This window comes from Massilia oculi (assembly GCF_017582745.1).
In the GTDB taxonomy this organism is placed as follows: domain Bacteria; phylum Pseudomonadota; class Gammaproteobacteria; order Burkholderiales; family Burkholderiaceae_D; genus Telluria; species Telluria oculi_A.
In genome coordinates, this window is the sequence record NZ_JAFVIM010000006.1 from 93,866 (window position 1) to 115,249 (window position 21,384).

Annotated in this window: 20 protein-coding genes; 5 read left to right on the forward strand and 15 right to left on the reverse strand. The window is 65.7% G+C overall.

Going from position 1 to position 21,384, the window contains the following annotated elements; translation table 11 throughout:
- Positions 1-60 precede the first annotated feature (60 nt).
- The 3 genes from J3U95_RS09210 to J3U95_RS09220 all read right to left on the reverse strand — a co-directional run bounded on the left by J3U95_RS09210 (position 61) and on the right by J3U95_RS09220 (position 3,140).
- Positions 61-1,236 carry a hypothetical protein gene (locus J3U95_RS09210; RefSeq protein ID WP_208278313.1) on the reverse strand — a complete coding sequence of 392 codons (1,176 nt, stop codon included), beginning with the start codon at positions 1,234-1,236 and terminating at the stop codon, positions 61-63.
- 9 nt (positions 1,237-1,245) lie between these two features.
- Entirely contained in the window at positions 1,246-2,118 is an 873-nt protein-coding gene (locus tag J3U95_RS09215) for a hypothetical protein (protein WP_208278314.1), read from the reverse strand.
- Between the two features lie 89 nt (positions 2,119-2,207).
- Positions 2,208-3,140: a histone deacetylase family protein gene (locus J3U95_RS09220; protein WP_208278315.1), complete on the reverse strand. Its 933-nt coding sequence runs from the start codon at positions 3,138-3,140 to the stop codon at positions 2,208-2,210.
- A 200-nt stretch (positions 3,141-3,340) separates the two neighbouring features.
- On the opposite strand from J3U95_RS09220, the gene J3U95_RS09225 reads away from it, so the two are divergent.
- The 5 genes from J3U95_RS09225 (at position 3,341) to J3U95_RS09245 (ending at position 9,142) form a co-directional block, all read left to right on the forward strand.
- The gene (locus J3U95_RS09225; protein ID WP_208278316.1) at positions 3,341-4,261 is read left to right on the forward strand and encodes an AAA family ATPase; all 921 of its coding nucleotides are present in this window, start codon (positions 3,341-3,343) and stop codon (positions 4,259-4,261) included.
- On the forward strand, positions 4,261-5,283 hold the full coding sequence (locus tag J3U95_RS09230; protein WP_208278317.1) for a DUF58 domain-containing protein: 1,023 nt from the start codon (positions 4,261-4,263) through the stop codon (positions 5,281-5,283). Before J3U95_RS09225 ends, J3U95_RS09230 begins: the two co-directional genes overlap by 1 nt.
- Positions 5,280-7,268, forward strand: a complete 1,989-nt coding sequence (locus tag J3U95_RS09235) for a transglutaminase TgpA family protein (protein WP_208278318.1) — start codon at positions 5,280-5,282, stop codon at positions 7,266-7,268. Before J3U95_RS09230 ends, J3U95_RS09235 begins: the two co-directional genes overlap by 4 nt.
- On the forward strand, positions 7,265-8,350 hold the full coding sequence (gene mltB, locus J3U95_RS09240; protein WP_208278319.1) for a lytic murein transglycosylase B: 1,086 nt from the start codon (positions 7,265-7,267) through the stop codon (positions 8,348-8,350). Before J3U95_RS09235 ends, mltB begins: the two co-directional genes overlap by 4 nt.
- A gap of 453 nt (positions 8,351-8,803) precedes the next feature.
- Positions 8,804-9,142 carry a hypothetical protein gene (locus J3U95_RS09245; RefSeq protein ID WP_109344434.1) on the forward strand — a complete coding sequence of 113 codons (339 nt, stop codon included), beginning with the start codon at positions 8,804-8,806 and terminating at the stop codon, positions 9,140-9,142.
- Between the two features lie 231 nt (positions 9,143-9,373).
- On the opposite strand, the gene cysM is transcribed toward J3U95_RS09245, so the two are convergent.
- From cysM to hisC, 12 genes are all read right to left on the reverse strand, one after another.
- Positions 9,374-10,276 carry a cysteine synthase CysM gene (gene cysM / locus J3U95_RS09250; protein WP_208278320.1) on the reverse strand — a complete coding sequence of 301 codons (903 nt, stop codon included), beginning with the start codon at positions 10,274-10,276 and terminating at the stop codon, positions 9,374-9,376.
- Positions 10,277-10,406: 130 nt separating this feature from the next.
- Entirely contained in the window at positions 10,407-11,792 is a 1,386-nt protein-coding gene (locus tag J3U95_RS09255; RefSeq protein ID WP_208278321.1) for a M20/M25/M40 family metallo-hydrolase, read from the reverse strand.
- 88 nt (positions 11,793-11,880) lie between these two features.
- Positions 11,881-12,225, reverse strand: a complete 345-nt coding sequence (locus J3U95_RS09260; protein ID WP_208278322.1) for a ComEA family DNA-binding protein — start codon at positions 12,223-12,225, stop codon at positions 11,881-11,883.
- A 109-nt stretch (positions 12,226-12,334) separates the two neighbouring features.
- Complete coding sequence (gene rfaE1, locus J3U95_RS09265; protein WP_267877778.1) at positions 12,335-13,312, reverse strand: D-glycero-beta-D-manno-heptose-7-phosphate kinase; 978 nt, start codon at positions 13,310-13,312, stop codon at positions 12,335-12,337.
- A 5-nt stretch (positions 13,313-13,317) separates the two neighbouring features.
- The gene (gene lapB, locus J3U95_RS09270) at positions 13,318-14,493 is read right to left on the reverse strand and encodes a lipopolysaccharide assembly protein LapB (RefSeq protein ID WP_208278323.1); all 1,176 of its coding nucleotides are present in this window, start codon (positions 14,491-14,493) and stop codon (positions 13,318-13,320) included.
- A 21-nt stretch (positions 14,494-14,514) separates the two neighbouring features.
- Positions 14,515-14,832: a LapA family protein gene (locus tag J3U95_RS09275; RefSeq protein WP_071359980.1), complete on the reverse strand. Its 318-nt coding sequence runs from the start codon at positions 14,830-14,832 to the stop codon at positions 14,515-14,517.
- A gap of 157 nt (positions 14,833-14,989) precedes the next feature.
- Positions 14,990-15,295 carry an integration host factor subunit beta gene (locus J3U95_RS09280; RefSeq protein WP_005668997.1) on the reverse strand — a complete coding sequence of 102 codons (306 nt, stop codon included), beginning with the start codon at positions 15,293-15,295 and terminating at the stop codon, positions 14,990-14,992.
- A gap of 24 nt (positions 15,296-15,319) precedes the next feature.
- A complete protein-coding gene (gene rpsA, locus J3U95_RS09285; protein WP_109344443.1) occupies positions 15,320-17,023 on the reverse strand; it encodes a 30S ribosomal protein S1 in 1,704 nt (567 codons plus the stop codon).
- A gap of 321 nt (positions 17,024-17,344) precedes the next feature.
- Positions 17,345-18,007 carry a (d)CMP kinase gene (gene cmk / locus J3U95_RS09290; protein WP_208278324.1) on the reverse strand — a complete coding sequence of 221 codons (663 nt, stop codon included), beginning with the start codon at positions 18,005-18,007 and terminating at the stop codon, positions 17,345-17,347.
- Positions 18,008-18,025: 18 nt separating this feature from the next.
- Complete coding sequence (gene aroA / locus J3U95_RS09295) at positions 18,026-19,357, reverse strand: 3-phosphoshikimate 1-carboxyvinyltransferase (protein WP_208278325.1); 1,332 nt, start codon at positions 19,355-19,357, stop codon at positions 18,026-18,028.
- A complete protein-coding gene (locus J3U95_RS09300) occupies positions 19,354-20,262 on the reverse strand; it encodes a prephenate dehydrogenase (protein WP_208278326.1) in 909 nt (302 codons plus the stop codon). The genes aroA and J3U95_RS09300 overlap by 4 nt, the downstream gene beginning before the upstream one ends.
- A complete protein-coding gene (hisC, locus tag J3U95_RS09305) occupies positions 20,263-21,366 on the reverse strand; it encodes a histidinol-phosphate transaminase (RefSeq protein ID WP_208278327.1) in 1,104 nt (367 codons plus the stop codon).
- Positions 21,367-21,384: the final 18 nt, after the last annotated feature.

The window sequence follows — 21,384 nt, forward strand, 5'->3', positions numbered from 1 at the left end:
GCTGATGCTGTGCTGCGCCATCGTGGTGTCGGCGATGGTCGAGCAGTTGCCCCTGCTTCCTTACTGATCCTGTCCGCAGTCGGCCGGCGGCAAGGTCGCCTGCGGATCGAAGCGCGCCAGCCGCGCACGGGCCGCGGCGCGGTCCTTCGCATACTCGGCCAGGTAGCGGCTGCGTTCCTCGCTCTGCCATTCGACATCCGGCACGCCGTCCAGCGAACGGGTGCGGCTGGCAAACACCTTTCCCTCCAGGCGCGGCAACAGCAGGCGGTCGGGGTCGAGATTCTCGCGCAGCAGATAGCCCTCGACGTCGCGGAGCGTCAAGGGCAGGCGCGGCGTGCCGTCGTGCAGCAGCTTGCCGTGCACCCTGAGCAGCACCTGCTGCGCCCCTTGCCCCAGCACCTCGTTGAAGGTGGCCAGCGCGAACGGCCGGCCGGCCGCATCGTCGACGCGGGCGGTGACCACGTAGCGTCCGGGCAGGCGCACGTCAAGCGGCAGCGCGAACTGCAGCGCGCCGCCCTCGACCGCCTCGCGCGGCGCACCGCTCCAGGTGGCCGGCGACTGCGGCGAATAGATGACGTCGAACAGCACGACACCTTCGCGGCCGCCGGCCTGGTAGCGAACCTCGAGCCGGATGGTGCCGTGGAACCCGGCCAGCGCGTTCTCCGCAGGCGCCAGTGTCCCGCGCCAGGCGCCGTCATGGTCGGCGAACGGCACGGCGACCCGCGGCGCCGGCCGGCTCGGCCCATAGGTCATGCCCTGGGCCAGCGCACGCGTGACGACCAGCGGCAGCGGCTGGCCGCTCCCGTCCAGCGCGCGTAGCGAAAAATTGGCCTGCTCGCCCGCCGCCAGGTAGACCCGCGACTGCGCGGTCTGCAGCTGGACGTCGGGATGGCTGTCGCCGCCCTCGGCCCGCATCGGATTGGTCTCGAGCAGCGGTTGGTTCGGGTACAGCTGGTCGGGATGGTGGCCGGCCGGCCGCGACTCGTGCGGATAGCGCGAATGCGCCAGGTAGCTGCAATAGGTGTGGTCGGTCAGGCGGACCTGTTCGACCAGCCGGCGCCGGCGCGCGGCGCGGTCTTCGAGCGTGGGCGCGACGGGCGGAGCAACTGCGATGGGATGCGCGGACGGCGGCGCCTGCGCCGCGTCGGGCACCGCCTCGCCTTCGTCCACCAGGACGACCAGCCCCAGGCCGATGCAGGCTGCCACGCCCGCCGCGGCCGGCCAACGCCAACGCATGCCGATCCCCTAGTTGGCGGTATCGACCATCGCCTGGCGCACGACCCCGATGATGCCCTCCCAGTTGCCGTCGCCGTAGTGGTCGAAGTCTTCGCGGTCGTCGCGGAAGGCGACCGAGTGCCAGCTCCACTTGACGCTGCCGCCCTGGTTCGGCTCGGTGCCATAGCGCAGGTCGTCGCAGAACCAGTCGCCCGGATTGCAGAGCGTGCGGCCGGAGTTGCCGGCCGCGCCGCCGCTGCTGTGGTAGGCCACGACCTCGTCGTCCTGTCCCGGCAGCAGGAAGGAATACACGGTGCCGCGCGCGCCGGCGTAGCGGTAGAACCAGATATTGCGGGTGTCGTTGTGGTTGTACATGGCGCGCGCCGTGCCGGTGCGCAGGTCTTGCACCAAGGGCTCGGAGGTGGTCCAGGCGCCGGCGTTGGCCAGTTCGGAGCCGCCCGAGGCGCCCGACGCCACCCTCACCCACTTGATGTTCCAGCCGCCCTGCACGCCGCCCGCGTCGCCGCAGACGCCGTCCCCGTTGGCCGTGGCGTTCTTGATCGCGCGCGTGGTGCCGCCGAAATTGGCCAACGTGTACCCCAGCAGCATCTCGCCCGCGCTGTAGGCCGCGATATAGCACCAGTTCTGGCCGGTGCAGAAGCAGTCGAGCGCGTCGCGCACGCGCCCGCTCTGCGAAGCGATGCTGCTGTAGCCATCCCAGTTGACGGCCTGCTTGTTGACGCCGGCGGGCGTGGTGTCCGGCCCCCAGTAGCGGAAGTCGGCGTAGTTGCCGGGCGTACCGCCGCTGTTGCGGCCGTTGATCCAGAGGGTGTAATTGGCTGCTTCGGCGATGCCGGCAGCCGAGAGCAGGCAGAGCGCACACAGGGTCTGCTTCTTGTTCATCTTCGTCTCCTCTACGCAAGCCGGACCAAGGCCGGATATGCGTTAGTGCGCGCGAGGAGCCGCTGAGTTCCGCGACCGGAACCGACGCCCTACTCGAGGTCGGCCATCACCTTCAGGTGCGCCACCACGCTGCGCCCCAGCGCCGACAGGTCGTAGCCGCCTTCGAGGCAGCTGACGACGCGCCCGCCGGCGTGTTCCTTCGCCACCGCCATGATCTGGCGCGTGATCCAGGCATAGTCGGCCTCCACCAGGCCGATGCCGCCCATGTCGTCGTCGCGGTGGCCGTCGAAGCCGGCCGAGATGAAGATCATCTGCGGCTTGAAGGCGTGCAGGGCCGGCAGCCAGTGTTCCTGCACCAGCTTGCGCACCGCGTCGCCGTCGCAGCGCGCGGGCACCGGTACATTGATGCGGTTGGCCGTGACCGGCTCGACCTCGCTGTAGGGATAGAACGGATGCTGGAAGAAGCTGGCCATCAATACGCGCGGCTCGTCGCGGAAGGCGTCGGCGGTGCCGTTGCCGTGGTGGACGTCGAAATCGACGATGGCCACGCGCTCGAGACCGTGGGCGTCGAGGGCGTGGCGGGCCGCGATCGCGACGTTGTTGAACAGGCAGAACCCCATCGGCTCGGTCGGCGTGGCGTGGTGGCCGGGCGGGCGTACCGAGCAGAAGGCGTTCGAGACGCTGCCCTTGATGACGTCGTCGGTGGCGGCCACCGCGGCGCCGGCCGCGCGCAGCGCCGCCTGGTAGCTGTAATGACAGAGCGATGTGTCGCCGTCGAGCGGGTAGTAGTCGCCGGGCGTGGCCGGCACGTGGTCGCGCACCAGCGCCAGCGCCCCTTGCGTGTGATTGCGGAGCACCTGCTCGACCTCGGCCAGCGGCGCGCTGCGCTGTTCGATCAGCCCGTCCAGCCGGGCCAGGATCAGCTGGTCGTCGATCGCCTGCAGGCGGGCCGGGGATTCTGGGTGCCAGCTGCCCATTTCATGCCGCAGGCAGTCCGGGTGGCTGTAAATCGCTGTACTCATGGTGCTCTCGTCTCCGACTATGCTCATCCATTCACACCCTGTGTCGCCGTTCTCGCATAGAATCCCCTGGAACGGCTGGCGCTTGCCAGGGCATGAAGCTTGCCAATGGCGCTAATCTACCACGGCAGGCCGCGGCCCCGCTCGGCCGCCCCCGTCGCAGACGCAACCGAACGACGCATCGACCAACCCACGGAAAATCCATGTTCAACAAACTGCACGCCGTCGCACGCCAGGTCAACGAAGTCGTGGTCGGCAAGGACCAGCAGGTGCGCCTGGCCCTGACCTGCCTGCTGGCCGGCGGCCACCTGCTGCTGGACGACCTGCCGGGCGTGGGCAAGACCACCCTGGCGCATGCGCTGGCGATCTCGCTCGGCCTGCGCTTCAACCGGGTCCAGTTCACCAGCGACCTGCTGCCGGCCGACGTGGCCGGCATCTCGGTCTACGAGCGCGACAAGAACGAGTTCGTGTTCCATCCCGGCCCCATCTTCACCCAGGTGCTGCTGGCCGACGAGATCAACCGCGCCACGCCCAAGACCCAGTCCGGCCTGCTCGAGGCAATGGAAGAGCGCCAGGTGTCGGCCGACGGCGTCACGCGGCCGCTGCCCGAGCCTTTCTTCGTGATCGCGACCCAGAACCCGGCCAACCAGGTCGGCGTGTTCCCGCTGCCCGAATCGCAGCTCGACCGCTTCCTGATGTGCCTGAGCCTGGGCTACCCGGACGCCGCCGCCGAGCGCGCGCTCTTGATGGGCGAAGACCGGCGCAGCATGCTCAAGACACTGCAACCGGCCATGCTGCCCGAAGAATTGGCGCAGGCCCAGTGCCAGCTGCGCGAGATCCACGCATCAAACAGCCTGGTCACCTATGTGCAGGCGCTGGCCCAGGCGTCGCGCCAGAACGGCCTGTTCGCCGAGGGCCTGTCGCCGCGCGCCGCGATCTCCCTGCTCCAGGCCGGCCGCGCCTGGGCCGCGCTGGAAGGCCGCGACCACGTGATCCCGGAAGACATCCAGGCCGTGCTGGTGCCGGTCTGCGCGCACCGCCTGCGGCCCCTGCGCGCCGCCCACGGCACCGCGCTGGCCAGCCGCGACCTGGTGCTGCAGCTGCAGAAGGCGGTCCCGGTCTGATGGCGCAGGCGCGGCAGAAGGTCTGGGGGCTGCGGGGGCGGCTGCGCCGCGCGACCGGCGCCTGGCTGCCGCGCGCCGGCAAGCTGGACGCCGGCGAGGTGGTGCTCAGGCAGCGCCGCGTGTTCATCTTGCCGAGCCGGGCGGGGCTGGGCTTCGCCGTACTGATGGCGGTGCTGCTGATCGGCTCGATCAATTATGCGCTGGGCCTGGGCTTCGGCCTGACCTTTCTCGCGCTCTCGTGCGCGCTGGTGGACATGGTCGCCACCTACCGCAACCTGGCGCACCTGGCCCTGCAGCAGGGCCGGGTCGCGCCCGTATTCGCCGGCCAGGAAGTCCAGTTCGAGCTGCAGGTCTTCAACCGCACGCGCCTGGCGCGCTATGCCATCCGAGCCGATTTTTCCGATATCGCCGAACCACGCCACGTGGCCGACATCGCGCCCGGCACCCACGCGATCCTGACCCTGTCGGTGCCGACCGTCCAACGCGGCTGGGTAGCGCCGGCCCGGATAAAACTGTCGACGCGCTTTCCACTCGGCCTGTTCACCGCCTGGAGCTACTGGCGTCCCGCCGCGCGCGCCCTGGTCTATCCGCGTCCCGAGGACGGCGCGCCGAGCCTGCCGCTGGGCGGGGGCAGCGGCAGCAGCCTGCGCGCCGCCGGCCACGACGATTTCGCCGGCGTGCGCAATTACCAGGCCGGCGATTCGCCGCGCCAGCTGGCCTGGCGCCAGATCGCCCGGCTCGATCCCAACATCGGCGGCGCCCTGGTGTCCAAGCATTTCGAGGGCGGTGGCGGCGACGAGCTGGTGCTCGACTTCGATGCCTTGCCGGCCACGCTCGACCTCGAGCTGCGCCTGTCGCGCCTGACGCGCTGGGTGCTGGAGGCGGAAAGCCGCGCCCTGCCCTATGCCTTCCGCCTCGGCGCGCTGCGCTTCGATGCCGCCCTGGGCGCGGCCCACCAGGCGGCCTGCCTGCGCGCGCTGGCGCTGCATGAGCTCAAGAACGACAATGGGGGCGCGGCATGAAGCTGCTTGCAACGCCGCTCACCCGCGACAAGGCCGACACCCTGCTGCTGCTGGGCAGCGCGGTGCTGGTGCTGGCGCCGCATACCCTGCACCTGCCGCTCTGGGTCTCGCTGCTGTGCGGCGCCACCCTGGCCTGGCGCGCCGCGATCACCCTGCGCGGCAAGCGCATGCCGCCGGCCCTGGTGCTGCTGCCGGTGGCGGTGGCCGCGATGGCCGGCGTGCAGTTCAGCTACGATACCCTGCTCGGCAAGGATGCCGGAGTGGCGATGCTGGTGCTGCTGGTCGCCTTCAAGATGCTCGAGATGCATGCGCGGCGCGACCTGTTCGTCGTGATCTTCCTGTGCTTCTTCCTGGTGCTGACCAACTTCTTCTATTCCCAGGGCATCGGCACCGCCCTGCTGACCGTGGCCTCGGTGCTGCTATTGCTTGCGACCCAGCTGTCGTTCCAGTTCGCAGGCAGCGTGCCGCCGCTGCGCACCCGCCTGGCGATGGCCGGCCGCACGCTGGCCTTCGCCCTGCCGATCGCGATCGTGCTGTTCGTGGTCTTCCCGCGCATCCACGGCCCGCTGTGGACCATGCCGGGCGACGGCGGCGGCCCGAGTTCGGGCCTGTCGGATTCGATGGCGCCGGGCCAGATGTCGAACCTGGCCCTGTCAGAGGAGCCCGCCTTTCGCGTGCGCTTCCTGACGCCGCCCCCGGTGCAGTCCCAGCTCTACTGGCGCGGCCCGGTGCTCGATTTCTTCGACGGCCTGACCTGGTCGCGCGGCGCCAGCCAGGCCTCCGGCCGCGACCTGCACCTGGCGGTGCACGGCGAACCGATCGACTACGAGGTCACGCTGGAGCCCTCGCAGTCGCGCTGGGTGTTTACGCTGGAGATGCCGGGCGAGCTGCCGCAGGTGGCGGGCCACGAATTGCGCCTGTCGCCGCAGTTCGAGCTGACCGCCGGCGACGCGCTCTCCAGCCGCGTGCGCTATCGCGCCAGCTCGCACCTGCAATTCGTTCTCCAGGGCGGCCCGACCCTGGACGACGCCCGCCGCTGGCTGCTGCTGCCGTATGGCTTCAACCAGCGCGCGCTGGCCGCCGGGCGGGCGCTGCGCCGGCTTCCCGATCCAGTGCAAAGGGTCGAGGCCGTGCTGGCGCAGTTCCGCGAGCAGCCGTTCGAGTACACGCTGGCGCCGCCGCTGCTGGGCCGGGACACGGTCGACGAATTCCTGTACGGCACCCGCTCGGGCTTTTGCGAACACTATTCGGGCGCCTTCGTGTTCCTGATGCGCGCGGCCGGCGTGCCGGCGCGCGTGGTGACCGGCTACCAGGGCGGCGAGATCAATCCGCTCGACGGCTTCATGACGGTGCGCCAGTCCGATGCCCATGCCTGGGCCGAAGTCTGGATCGCGGGGATCGGCTGGCAGCGGGTCGACCCGACCGCGGCGGTGGCGCCCGAGCGCGTGCGGCGCGGCCTGGACGCCTCGGTGCCGCGCCCGGCCCCGTTCGGCATCGAGGCGCTGCGCGGCATGAATCCGTTCCAGGGCGGCGCCAATGCCTGGCTGGCCCAGCTGCGCAACGCCGTCAGCGCCGTCAACAATGGCTGGAACCAGTGGGTGCTCAACTATACGCCCGAGCGCCAGCGCGCCGTCGTGCGCGACTTGCAGCGCAAGCTGTCCGGCTGGCCTTTTATCGCTGTGCTAACGTCTGTTGCGCTTGGCCTCGCCTCCCTGGTCTTTTTGCGCCGGCGCCGGGAAATCCACCCGGTCGATGCTCTATACTCGACCCTGTGCAAGCGTCTCGGCCAGCTGGGCCTGGCGCGCGCGCAGCACGAAGGACCGAGCGCCTACGCGGCGCGGGTCGCCGCCGCCGAACTGGCGCCGCCATCGCGCGCGGCGGCGCAGGAATTCCTGCGTCGTTACAGCGCCTGGCGCTACGCGCCTCCGACAACCGATCCCCGGCTTACCGCCACCTTGAAGAGCTTATTGTCGCAAGTCAGATGAAATCGATCGCAATCCTGTTTTCCGCGCTCGCGCTTGCCGCCGGCGCGCATGGCGATGCCCTCGCCGCTCCCCAGACCACCGCTACGCAAGCCGCCATGACGCTTGCGGCCGACCAGGACCCCGAACACGTGAACTTCGTCGAGTGGTTGCCGGTGCGCGAGTTCATCGAAGAGATGGTCACGCAGCACGGTTTCGACCGCGAGGCGCTGCATACCCTGTTCGGCCAGGTCCGTTTCATCGACCGCGCCGTGCAACTGGTCAAGCCGGCGCCGCCCGGCAAGCCGAAGAACTGGCAAGCCTACAGCGCGCGCTTCATCGAGCCGATCCGCATCCGCGCCGGCGTGCGCTTCTGGAACGAGAATGCCGAGGCCCTGGCGCGCGCCGAGGCCGCCTATGGCGTGCCGGCCGAGATCATCGTCGGCATCATCGGCATCGAGACCATCTATGGCCGCGATACCGGCAAGTTCCGCGTGCTGGACAGCCTGACCACGCTCGCCTTCGCCTATCCGGAAGCGCCCAACCAGGCCGCACGCAAGGCCTTCTTCCGCGAGGAGCTGGCCAATACCCTGGTGCTGGCGCGCGAGCGCGGCTACGATCCGTTCTCGCTGCTGGGCTCGTTCGCCGGCGCGGTCGGGATGCCGCAGTTCATGCCGAGCAATATTCTCAAGTATGGCGTCGACTTCGACAGCGACGGCCGGGTCGACCTGCGCGGTTCGGCGACCGATGCGATCGGCAGCGTGGCCAATTTCCTGGTCCAGCATGGCTGGAATGCCGAGCACCGCGGCCCGACCGTGTTCGCGGCCAACGTCTCGCCGACACGCGCCTGGGAACCGCTTATCGAGCGCGGTTTGGAAGCGACCCTGCGCCCCGAAGAGCTGCGCGCGGCTGGCGTGGTCACGGCGGCGGCGCTGCCGGGCGACCGCCTGTACGGCCTGATCGACCTACAAAATGGCGCAGAAGCAACAGAGTATTGGGTGGCAAACGATAACTTCTATGCCATCACTAAATACAATCGCAGTTATTTCTATGCCATGTCGGTCGTCGACCTGGGTCGCGCGGTGCGGGCGGCAAGGCCTGATTGACTCTTTCCTGGCGGGAAACTTTGTAATCCTTTGTAACAGGTTTCCCGCTTTCTCCTTCCGTTGTTCGTAGGCATTCTCCTACATACCCCCCAGGGGTATCTGCCGCCAACATTGTTGCGTCCGTGACAAAAATGGCACTGGTGGCAACATACCCCCCTATTTCTTTCAATTTCGTCAGCAAATATCGTACCGTGCGGCATCAAATGCTGGATGCCCGTACACTGGTCATTAAATAAAAAACAATATATTTCTCCAGTGACTTTGTGAGAGAATTGCATTGCGGCTATTGTTGCAATGAGACAACAAAATCCGAGGTGAGAGAAATGATTCCGACTTGCTCATGAGTATCGGAATAAAAATAGTTGTACAATTGAATAGAAAATTACGAAATTAAACTTCCGGAATCGAACGCCGCCAGCGACTCCGTTTCAACCCCAGATAGGAATTTGAATCATGACTAACCAAGTCGGCATTGATATGAACAGCGATTCGGAAGGCGATGAGCTGCTTCAGTACAACCCGAACCGCCTGCTCGATACCCTGATCGAGAACCTGCGCCTGAAGAACGATGCAGCACTGTCGCGCGCACTCGAAGTCGCGCCGCCGGTGATCTCGAAAATTCGCCACCACCGCCTGCCGGTCGGCGCTTCGCTGCTGATCCGCATGCACGAAGTCAGCGACCTGTCGATCCGCGACCTGCGCTACCTGATGGGCGATCGCCGTGCGAAGTTCCGCATCAGCGACAAGCAGTTCAAGCCAAAAGAAGGCGCGGTTCCTGCTTCGAAGGACTGAGTCGTCGCGGGCGCGGCAGCTGGCGCCCTGGCTTCTCTCCTGACGGGATGGGCGGCGCCTTGCGCGCCGCCGGACGAGTAGTGCGTACGCCCGCGCGGGCGTACGAGCCGCCGCATTGGCGGACGACCGATTAACGTTGGCGATGCGCCAATGATAAGGTCTATGCAGTCCCAGTGACTGATACAACAAGGCCGCCTGCAATCCAGGCGGCCTTTTTATTGGCGAGTGGCCTCAGGCCGGGAACACGCCGGTCGACAGATAGCGGTCGCCGCGGTCGCACACCACGAACACGATGGTCGCGTTCTCCACCGTCTGGGCGATGCGCAGCGCCACTTCGCAGGCGCCGGCGGCCGAGATGCCGCAGAAGATGCCTTCTTCGGCCGCCAGACGGCGCGCCATCTGCTCGGCCGACGCCTGATTCACGCTCTCGACCTGGTCGACGCGCGCCGCCTCAAAGATCTTCGGCAGATAGGCTTCGGGCCATTTGCGGATGCCCGGGATCGACGAGCCTTCCTCGGGCTGGGCGCCGACGATGCGGATGGCCTCGTTCTGCTCCTTCAGGTAGCGCGACACGCCCATGATGGTCCCGGTGGTGCCCATGGCGCTGACGAAGTGCGTGATGCGGCCTTCGGTGTCGCGCCAGATTTCGGGACCGGTGGTCTCGTAGTGCGCGCGTGGATTGTCGAAGTTGGCGAACTGGTCGAGGATGATGCCCTGGCCATCCTTCTGCATCTGCTCGGCCATGTCGCGCGCATACTCCATGCCGCCCGACTTCGGCGTCAGGATGATTTGCGCGCCATACGCGGCCATGCTCTGGCGGCGCTCGACCGACAGGTTGTCCGGCATCAGGAGGATCATCTTGTAGCCGAGGATCGCGGCCGCCATCGCCAGCGCGATGCCGGTATTGCCGCTGGTGGCTTCGATCAGCGTGTCGCCCGGCTTGATCTGGCCGCGCAGCTCGGCGCCGCGCAGCATCGACATGGCGGCGCGGTCCTTCACCGATCCAGCCGGGTTATTGCCTTCCAGCTTGCCCAGGATGATGTTGTTGCGGGCCGCGATGTCGGCGCCAGGCAGGCGCTGCAGCTGCACGAGCGGCGTGTTGCCGATCGTGGCTTCGATGGTCTTGTAAGCCATTGCTTTCTCTATTCCTTGCGATACCAAAGCGCCATTTTAATCCGAGAAGCAAGACGGCGTCGGGGCGGGCATCGGTGGACCTGTCCACCGATGCCCGCCCCGTCAATTTACAGGCAGGACGTACGCTGGTTTAGCGCAGCGGCAAGGGATACGTGGCCGGGCTGACGTTGCCATCCTTGTCGACCGCCTGCACGCCGAAGAACACATTATCCTTCGACAGGTCGATGGTCGCTTCCGTCACGTTGCCGACCCACTTCGAACCTTCCCAGTTCGCGCTGGTGGTGTCACGCCACACCAGGCGGTAGCCGGCCAGGTCGGGTTCGGCATTGGCCTTCCACACCAGGGTCGAATCGTTGGTCAGACCCGCGGTGCGCAGCTTCACTTCCTGCGGCGCGGATGGCGCCAGCGCCAGCGAGGCCATGGCGGCGCCATTCACCTTGGTTACGTTGGCAACGTAGCGGAAGTCGACGTGGTCGATGGTGTCGCCATACACCTTGCCGTTTTCGGTGCGCAGGTCCTGGTGCTGGTGGTCGAAGTTCTCGGCCGGCTCGGTGAAGCGCAGCGCCGCATAGCCCTGTTCCAGGAACGGCATGTGGTCGCCGCCGCGCAGGTAGCGGTCGTGGCGCTGGATGACGCTGACCTTGAAGCCCTTCACGTAGCGCTCGCCCTGCTCCTTGGTGTGGCGCGCGAGCTGGCGCGAGATCGAATCGTTCTCGCCGCCGGTGGCCACCAGCTGGCGCACGGCCTCGCTCATTTCCTTGGTCGCCGGGATGCTCTGGGCGAACAGGCGCACCGATTTATCGTCGACCTTGCCGTCGTCGCCACGCGAGCTGCCGATGATGTCGTTGGTGAACATGCCGGCCACGTTCCAACCCTTTTCGCGCGCCTGGGTCGCCCAGTGGCGCGCGCCGATCAGGCCCTGCTCCTCGGCCGCGACGGCCATGAACACGAGCGTGGCGTCGAACTTGTACTTGGCCATCACGCACGCCAGTTCCATGATGGCGGCGGTGCCCGAGGCGTCGTCGTTGGCGCCCGGCGCGTCCGACGTTGCATCCATCACGTCCGACGCGCGCGAATCGTAGTGGCCGCTGACCACGTACATGCGGTCCTTCGAGGCGGCCTGCGTCCCCGGCAGGGTCGCGACCACGTTGACGATCTCGGTCGGCTTCGAGATGCGCGCCGATACGGGGGCCACGTGGCTGTCGAAGGCTACCTGCAGCGGGGTGCCGGCGCCGCAGCGCTCCAGCTCGGCCTTGATCCAGCGGCGCGCGGCGCCGATGCCGCGCGTCTCGGATTCGGTTTCCGACATCGTGTGGCGGGTGCCGAAGCTGACCAGCTTGCGGATATGGCTTTCGATACGCTTCTGCGAAATTTCGCCCAGGATCTTGTTGATTTGAGCTTGCTGGGCGGTGATGTTCGGCTGGGCCGGGGTGGCTGCCGGGGTGGCTGCATGAGCGGTTGCGGAGGCGGCCAGCAGGGCCGCCAGCAAGGCGGTGGAAACACGGGCGTGAGGCATGGTTACCTTTCTGGTATTGATGTGCAAGCTGTAACAGATGAGCTTGCACATCTTGCCACGCGGCCGCGCGGATGTCAGTCAATACATGTCACATCGCTGCCTTGGCGTCGGCCGTCTGGCTCGGCTTGGCGTCCTTCGCGACTGGCTTGGCCGCCGCAGCGCCCTCCTTGCCCTTGCCGTTGACCACCAGGCCAGCCTCGGACAGCTTGGCAGCCTTTTTATCGCCCACACCCTTGACGCGTCCCTGCAGGTCGGCCCAGTCCTTGAATTCGCCCTTGGCGCGTTCGTCCAGGATGGCCTTGGACATGCTCGGCCCCACACCCTTCACGCCATCGAGCGCCGCGGCGTCGGCCTTGTTGACGTCCACCTGGGCGAAGGCAAACCCGGCCGAAGCGACCAGCGTGGCGACCACCAGCATCAGTTTCTTGATCATTGAATGTTCTCCGTAAGTGAATGCTCCCGGCGGCAGGACGCCGCCGGTGTTCACTTAGACGGATGACCCCGGCTATCGTTGGGGTCCGGGGACTGAGCGCGATCAAGCGTCAGGCAGGAAACAACTCCTCGCGCGTCACGGTCGCCGTGCCCAGCTTGCCGACCACGATGCCGCCGGCGCGGTTGGCGGTCACCAGGGCTTCGGCCAGCGGAGCCTTGGCGCCGAGCATGGTGGCGAGCGTGGCGATCACGGTGTCGCCCGCGCCCGAGACGTCGAACACTTCGCGCGCATCGGCATGCACGTGCAGCACCTCGTCCTTCGTGAACAGGCTCATGCCTTCTTCGGAGCGGGTCAGCAGCAGCGCATCCAGGCTCAATTCCTCGCGCAGCTTCTGCGCTTTCTCGAGCAATTGCTCTTCGGTCTTCCAGCCACCCACCACTTGCTGCAGCTCGGAGCGGTTCGGGGTCAGGATGCTTGCGCCCCGGTACGGTGTGAAATCGTCGCCCTTCGGATCGACCAGCACGATCTTGCCGGCCGCGCGTGCGAGAGCAATCATCTCGGCCACATTGACCAGGGCGCCCTTGTTGTAGTCGGACAGGATGATCACGTCGTAGTCGGGCAGCAGCGCCTTGAACTGGGTGAGCTTGTCGCGCAGGACGTTCTCGGTCGGCGCATCCTCGAAGTCGATGCGCACCATCTGCTGCTGGCGGCCGATCACGCGCAGCTTGATGATGGTCGAGATCGCTTCGTCGCGCTTCAGGTAGCTATGGATGCCTCCATCCTGCAGCAATTGTTCCATCTGGTCGCCCGCCTCGTCGGCGCCGGCCACGCCCAAGAGGCCCGTGTGGGCGCCGAGCGCGGCGGCATTGCGCGCCACGTTGGCGGCGCCGCCCAGGCGCTCTTCGCGCTTCTGGATGCGCACCACCGGCACCGGGGCCTCGGGCGAGATGCGCGAGACGTCGCCGAACCAGTAGCGGTCGAGCATGACGTCGCCCACGACCAGCAGGCGCACGGAAGACAGTTGCGGGGCCGCCTGCTGGCGGAAATCGTCGGCCACCAGCAGGCGGCTCGGAGTCGGCTTGTTCATCGTGCTCAGTTCATCACATTCAGTTCTTCGGTGCGGCGCGGCGGATAGGAATCCCAGCGGTTGCACCCCGGGCAGTGCCAGTAGAACTGGCGCGCCTTGAAGCCGCAGTGGCTGCACTGGTAGCGCGCCAGCTTCTGGGTATAGCGCTGCACCAGGTTCTTGACCATCGACAGCTCTTCCCAGATATTCGCCGGCGCATCCATCAGGCGCGCTTCCAGCAGTTTATCCAGGCCCAGCAAGGTTGGATTGCGGCGCAGCTCTTCGACCACCAGTTCCTTGGCCGCCTGCACGCCATCGAGCTCGATGACCGCCTTGAACACGACCTCGATCAGGTCGATCGACGAGGCCTCGGCCAGGTAGGACTTGAGCAGGTTGACACCTTCCTGCGGACGGCCCACCTTGCGGTAGCCATCCATCAGGCGCGCGGCCACCAGGGCCACGTGCGGCACGCTCTGCTGCTCGACGCGGCGCCAGGTCTTCAGCGCCTCTTCGACGTCGCCCTGGGCCAGCTGGGCGTCGCCGCGCAGGATAGTGGCGCGCACGCTGTGGCGGTCGGCTTCCAGGGCCTTGTCGAGCAATTGCATGGCGTCGCTGGATTCCGTGTGCACCAGCGCGTCCTGGGCCAGTTCGCAATAGAACTGGGCGATTTCCTTCTGGCGCGATCCGGCGCCCGAATCCTGCAGGCCTTCGGCAGCCGCGATGGCGCGTTTCCACTCCTTCTCGCGCTGGTAGATCTCGAGCAGCGAACGGCGCGCCTTGACCGCATACGAGGTGTCGACCAGCTGGTTGAAAGTTTCCTCGGCGCGGTCCAGCAGGCCGGCCTTCAGGTAATCGATGCCGAGCTCGTACTGCGCGTGCGCTTTATCCTCGGCCGGCAGGTCGGGCCGCGCCAGCAGGTTCTGGTGCACGCGGATTGCGCGCTCGGTCTCGCCGCGGCGACGGAACAGGTTGCCGAGGGCAAAGTGCATATCGGCCGATTCGGGATCGAGCTTGACGATCTCGATGAAGGAATCGATGGCTTTATCGGGCTGGTCGTTCAGCAGGTGGTTGAGGCCCTTGAAGTAGCCGCGCGGCAAGGTTCGCGATTCGGAGACCAGCTCGTTGATGTCGACCCGGGCGGCAAGCCAGCCCAAGCCAAAAAAGAATGGGATGCCAAGCAGCATCCAGAGTTCAAATTCCATGGATTCTAGTTTTCTTATTGTTCAGGGACGCGGTGCAGGCGGCGGGGTCACGCTGTCCGGCGTCGGCGCTGCATTGCCGGTGCCAGCGGCGCTTTGCAGGGACTGGATGGTGATCTTGTTCAGCCATTTTTCGCGGCGCTGGCGGAACACCGTCGGGGCCAGCGCCAGGATGCCGAAGGCGGCGCCGGCCACGAAGAAGGCCAGCAGCATCAGCACCAGCGGGCCGCGCAACTCATATTGCAGGAAGAAATGCAGGTCGACTTCCTGGGTGTTCTTCAGAGCAAAGCCGAAGAAAAGGATGAACAGGACGATTCCGACGATGGTCGAGACGAATTTCATCAGCAGGTTCCGCTGGAGAATGATGTGAGGGCGAAGTGTCGCATATTCGCCATGATATTTCAAAATGACACCGGGCGTGGGCCCGATGGGCAATCGGAGAGAGGCGAAAAAAAAACGGCATCCTCGCGGATGCCGTTTTTCGGGACTGCTTGACGACTCAATCGTTGATGATCGGTTGCCCGACCATCGCATCCACCCGCTCGCGCAACTGCTTGCCCGGCTTGAAGTGCGGCACCCGTTTTTCGGGCACCATCACCTTGTCGCCGGACTTCGGATTGCGTCCGATGCGCGGGGGACGGCTGTTCAGCGAAAAGCTGCCGAAACCACGGATCTCGATGCGCTGCCCGGTCGCCAGGGCGTTGGTCATCGCATCGAGGATGGTCTTGACAGCGAACTCCGCATCCTTTGCCACCAGCTGGGAATAACGCTCAGCCAGACGGTTGATCAGCTCGGATTTGGTCATCGCAGCTCCTCAGGAATTACCTGATTAGTTCTTGTTATCGAACTTGGCCTTCAGCAGTGCGCCCAGGCTGGTGGTGCCCGAAGCTGCGCTGTTGTCGTTCGCCAGTTTGCTCATCGCTTCCTGGGTGTCGGCGCTGTCTTTCGCCTTGATCGACAGCTGGATGCTGCGAGCCTTGCGATCGATGTTGATGACCAGGGCTTCGACCTTGTCGCCCACTTTCAGGTGGGTGCCAGCGTCTTCCACGCGGTCACGCGAGATTTCCGAAGCGCGCAGGTAGCCTTCGACTTCTTCGGACAGCGAGATCACGGCGCCTTTTGGCTCAACCGATTTCACGGTGCCGGTGACCAGCGAACCCTTGTCGTTCAGCGACGAGTAGGTGTTGAACGGGTCGCCTTCCAGCTGCTTCACGCCCAGCGAAACACGCTCGCGCTCGACGTCGATTGCCAGCACGACTGCTTCCAGCTCGTCGCCCTTCTTGAACTTGCGCACGGCTTCTTCGCCGGCTTCGGTCCACGACAGGTCCGACAGGTGGACCAGGCCATCGATGTTGCCTGGCAGGCCGATGAAGACGCCGAAGTCGGTGATCGACTTGATCGAACCCTTGACCTTGTCGCCCTTCTTGTGGGTCATGCCGAAGTCGTCCCATGGGTTCGCCTTGCACTGCTTCATGCCCAGCGAGATACGGCGACGCTCTTCGTCGATTTCCAGGACCATGACTTCCACTTCGTCGCCCAGCTGGACAACCTTGTTTGGAGCCACGTTCTTGTTGGTCCAGTCCATTTCCGACACGTGGACCAGGCCTTCGATGCCTTGTTCCACTTCGACGAACGCGCCGTAGTCGGTCAGGTTGGTGACTTTACCGAACAGGCGGGTGCCTTGTGGGTAACGACGCGACAGACCGGTCCATGGATCGTCGCCCAGTTGCTTGACGCCCAGCGAAACGCGGTTCTTCTCTTGATCGTACTTGAGGACCTTAGCGGTGATCTCTTGGCCAACCGACAGGACTTCCGACGGGTGACGCACGCGACGCCATGCCAGGTCGGTGATGTGCAGCAGGCCGTCGATGCCGCCCAGGTCGACGAACGCACCGTAGTCGGTGATGTTCTTGACGACGCCGGTGACCACGGTGCCTTCTTTCAGGGTTTCCATCAGCTTCGCGCGCTCTTCGCCCATCGATGCTTCGATGACGGCACGACGCGACAGCACGACGTTGTTACGCTTGCGGTCCAGCTTGATGACCTTGAATTCGAGGGTCTTGCCTTCGAATGGGGTGGTGTCCTTGACTGGACGGGTGTCAACCAGCGAACCCGGCAGGAAGGCGCGGATGCCGTTGGTCAGGACGGTCAGGCCGCCTTTGACTTTACCGTTGACGGTACCGGTGACGATTTCGCCCGATTCCATCGCTTTTTCCAGTGCCAGCCACGATGCCAGGCGCTTGGCCTTGTCGCGCGACAGGATGGTGTCGCCGAAGCCGTTTTCCAGCGACTCGATAGCCACGGAAACGAAATCGCCGATCTGAACTTCCAGTTCGCCCTGGTCGTTCTTGAATTCTTCAACTGGGATGAACGCTTCCGACTTCAGGCCGGCGTTGACGATCACGAAGTTGTGATCCAGACGCACGACTTCAGCCGAAATGACTTCGCCCGAACGCATGTCTTGACGCGACAGCGATTCCTCGAAGAGGGCTGCGAAGCTTTCCATACCGGTATCTTGGGTTGCAGTAGACATAAAAGGAGTGTTATTTCATGTTAGCCAGCAGGCCGGCAATATGCGGACTGAACTGGGTTAGGGTTAAAACACGCCTGCAACATAAAAGCGCGTTGCAGACACCAAAGGACGCCGGCCCGGAGACCGTCGCCCCCGCGCAGTCGGAAATGATGCCATTGGCATCATTTCCCCCAAGTTTGCTTGCACACCACGGCGATGACTCGAGCCAACGGTATGCATCGAACTGGGATTCCCGCCTGCGCGGGAATGACGTTTTGACGCCCAAGGCTTACGCCGAGAGCATCGAAACGCCATTCAAAGTCTTTAAAAAACTCTTCCTGATTACTTTTGCGCGTACCAGGCCAACACCTGGTCCACTGCCTGATCCACGCCCATTTCGGACGTGTCCAGCAGATGCGCATCGCTTGCCGGGGCCAGGGGAGCGACCGCGCGATTGGTGTCGCGCTCGTCTCTTGCCTGCAAATCTGCCAGGAGGTCGTTCATATTAGCAGAAAACCCTTTGTCAATCAATTGCTTATACCGGCGTTGCGCACGGGCCTCAACACTTGCGGTCAAGAACACCTTCAGCTTGGCGGTCGGGAAGATCACGGTGCCCATATCGCGCCCGTCGGCCACCAGGCCCGGCGTCTGGCGAAAGCCCAGCTGCAGCCCGAACAGCGCCTGGCGCACGGTCGGCAGCGCCGCGATCTTCGACGCCATATTGCCCACCTCCTCGGCCCGGATCGCGTGCGTCACGTCCTCGTGCGCCAGGTAGATATGTTCACCCTGGAAACGCGCCGGCAGGTGCTCGGCCAGCTTGGCGATCGCGTGCTCGTCGCGCAGCTCGACCTCGCGCCGCAGCGCCTGCAGCGCCGTCAGGCGGTACAGGGCGCCCGAGTCGAGCAGGTGAAAACTGAGGCGCTCGGCGACCCGGCTGGCGACCGTCCCCTTGCCGGATGCGGTGGGGCCGTCGATGGTGATGACTGGAACGTTCGAATTCGGCATGCGGATCCTGGCAATCGGTTAGAACAGCTCGTCGCGCGCGATGCCCGCGAACGCTTCGAAATAATCGGGGAAGGTCTTGGCGACGCATTTCGGATCGTTGATCCGCATCGCGTTGCCGCGGCGCGCCTTGCCGTCCAGCGAGGCGAGCGAGAAGCACATCGCCATCCGGTGGTCGTCGTAGGTGTCGATCGTGGCCGGCTTGAGTTCCTCCGGTGGGGTGATGCGGATATAGTCCGGCCCCTCCTCCACCTCGGCGCCGACCTTGCGCAATTCGGTCGCCATGGCCGCCAGGCGGTCGGTTTCCTTCACGCGCCAGCTGGCGATATTGCGCAGGGTGCTCGGGCCGTCGGCGTACAGCGCCGCCACCGCGATCGTCATCGCCGCGTCCGGAATATGGTTGAAGTCGGCGTCGATGGCCTTGAGCACGCCATTCGACCTCGCCTCGATCCAGTTGTCGCCGCGGGTAATAATGGCGCCCATGCGCTCCAGCGCGTCGGCGAAGCGCACGTCGCCCTGGATACTCTGCTCGCCCACGCCTTCCACCCGCACCGGACCGCCGGCGATCGCGCCGGCCGCCAGGAAGTACGACGCCGACGACGCGTCGCCCTCGACGTGGATCGTGCCCGGGCTGCGATAGCGCTGGCCCGGATGCACGGTGAACGAGGCCCAGCCGTTCTGCTCGACCTCGACGCCGAAGCGGCGCATCAGGTTCAGGGTGATCTCGATATACGGCTTCGAAATCAGTTCGCCGACGACGTCGATCGCCACCGGATGGGTCTTGGCCATCAGCGGCGCCGCCATCAGGAGCGCGGTCAGGAACTGGCTCGACACATTGCCGCGTACGGCGATGCGCTGCGGATTGACGCGGCCGCGGCGGATGCGCAGCGGCGGGAAGCCCTGTTCTCCCGTGTACTCGATCTGGGCGCCGACCTCGTTCAGCGCGTCGACCAGGTCGCCGATCGGACGCTCGTGCATGCGCGACACGCCGTGCAAGGTATAGTCGCCGCCGATCACGGCCAGCGCGGCCGTCAGCGGACGGATCGCGGTGCCGGCATTGCCCATGAACAGGTCGGCTTCATGGTTCGGCAGCTCGCCGCCATTGCCGTGCACGACCACGGTGCGCTCGTCGACTTCATCCCATTGAATGCCCAGCGAGCGCAGCGCGCCCAGCATCACCATGGTGTCGTCCGAGGCCAGCAGGTCGTGGATCGTGGTCGTGCCCTCGGACAGCGCCGCCAGCAGCAGCGTGCGGTTCGAGATGGACTTGGAACCCGGCAGCCGCACCGTGCCTTGCGCATGAAGCACGGGCTCGAGGTCGATATGCTGCGGGTAGTGTTTTTGCTGCGTCATGTGTTTTCCTGATTGGGCGAACGCCGTTCGAGCGAGCCGGCTTCGATGGCCTCTTGCCATTCGCGGCGGGCGCGCTGGGCGGTCGCGTAGATTCCTTGCAAGCCGACGCCGTCTGCGGCCGCGAGCATGGCCCGCATCGACGTCAATTGTGCCAGATATGCATCCAGCTCGGTAAGCAGAGCAGCGCGGTTGGCCAGGCTGATGTCGCGCCACATCTCGGGCGACGAGCCGGCGATGCGCGTGAAGTCGCGAAAGCCGCTGGCGGCGTACTGGAACAGCAGGTCCGCATGCGGCTTGGCGGCGATATCGTCCACCAGCGCATAGGCCAGCAGGTGCGGCAAATGGCTGACGGCGGCGAACACGCGGTCATGGTCTTCCGGGCTGAGCGTATGGATCACGGCGCCGCAGGCGCGCCAGGCGCCGGCGACTTTTTCGACGTCCTGCTCAGCGTTCTCCGCCAGCGGCGTCAGCACGCATTTCTTGCCTTGATAGAGTCCGGCGAGCGCGGCGTCGGGGCCGTTCGATTCGCTGCCCGCGATCGGGTGGCCAGGCACGAACTGGTGCACGCGATCCCCCAGCACCGCGCGCGCGGCCGCGACCACGTCGCACTTGGTGCTGCCGGCGTCGGTCACGACCGTTTGCGGCCCGAGGTGCGGCAGCAGCGCTGCCAGGATTGGACCGGTCTGGGCCACCGGCGCGGCCAGCAGCACCAGGTCGGCGCCGCGCAGCGCGTCCGCATGGTCCTCGGTCACCCGGTCGACGATGCCCAGCTCCAGCGCGCGCTCCAGCGCTTCCGGGTGGCGGCCGATGCCGACCACCTCGCCCACCTGGCCGGCGTTTTTCAGCGCCAGCGCGAACGAGCCGCCGATCAGGCCAACGCCGACGATAAGGACTTTACCGAGCATTCAGCTGAGGGACTTCTTGAGGGCTTCGATGAAAGCTGCATTCTCTTCCGGCAGGCCGATCGAGATGCGCAGCCACTGCGGCAGGCCATACGCGCCGACCGGACGCACGATCACGCCTTGCTTGAGCAGCGCCAGGTTCACGCGCGCGCCGGCGCCTTCGTCGTCGCCGACCTTCACCAGCACGAAGTTGCCGAACGACGGCACGTACTCGAGCTTCAGCTCCTCGAAGGCGGCGACCATCTGCCGGTAGCCTTCGGCGTTGTTCTGCGCACCTTTGGCGAGGAATTCCTTGTCGTTCAGCGCGGCGATCGCGGCGGCCTGCGCCAGCGAGTTGACGTTGAACGGCTGGCGGATGCGGTTCATCAGGTCCGTCACCTCGGGCTGGGCGATGGCGAAGCCCACGCGCAGCCCGGCCAGGCCATAGGCCTTGGAGAAGGTGCGCGAGACGATCAGGTTCGGGTATTTGCGCACCCAGGCGCTCGACTCGAACTGGTGTTCCGGCGCCAGGTATTCGTTATACGCTTCGTCCAGCACCACGATCACGTTGCCTGGGACCTTCTGCAGGAAGGCTTCGACCTGTGCGGCCGGGATGAAGGTGCCGGTCGGGTTGTTCGGGTTGGCGACGTAGACCAGGCGCGTGTCCGCGTCGATCGCGGCGGCCATCGCATCCAGGTCGTGGCCGTAGTCCACGCTCGTGACCACGATGGCGCGACCGCCCACGCCCTGCGTGGCCAGCGCATACACCGCGAACGAATACTGCGAATAGACCACCGCCTCGCCCTTTTGCACGAAGGCGTGGGCGGCGATCTCCAGGATGTCGTTGCTGCCGTTGCCGAGGGTGATCCACTCGAGCGGCACGTCATAGCGCTGCGACAGCGCGGTCTTGAGTTCGAAGCCGTTGGCGTCCGGGTAACGGCCGAGATCGGCGGCGGCTTCGAGCATCGCGGCGCGGCTCGATTCCGGCAGGCCGAACGGATTCTCGTTGGAAGCCAGCTTGACGATGGTCGCTTCGTCGAGGCCGAACTCGCGGGCGACTTCGGCGATGGGTTTGCCGGCCTGGTAAGGGGCGATGGCGCGGACGTATTCGGGACCGAATTTCGACATGGTGTCTCTCTCTATCTT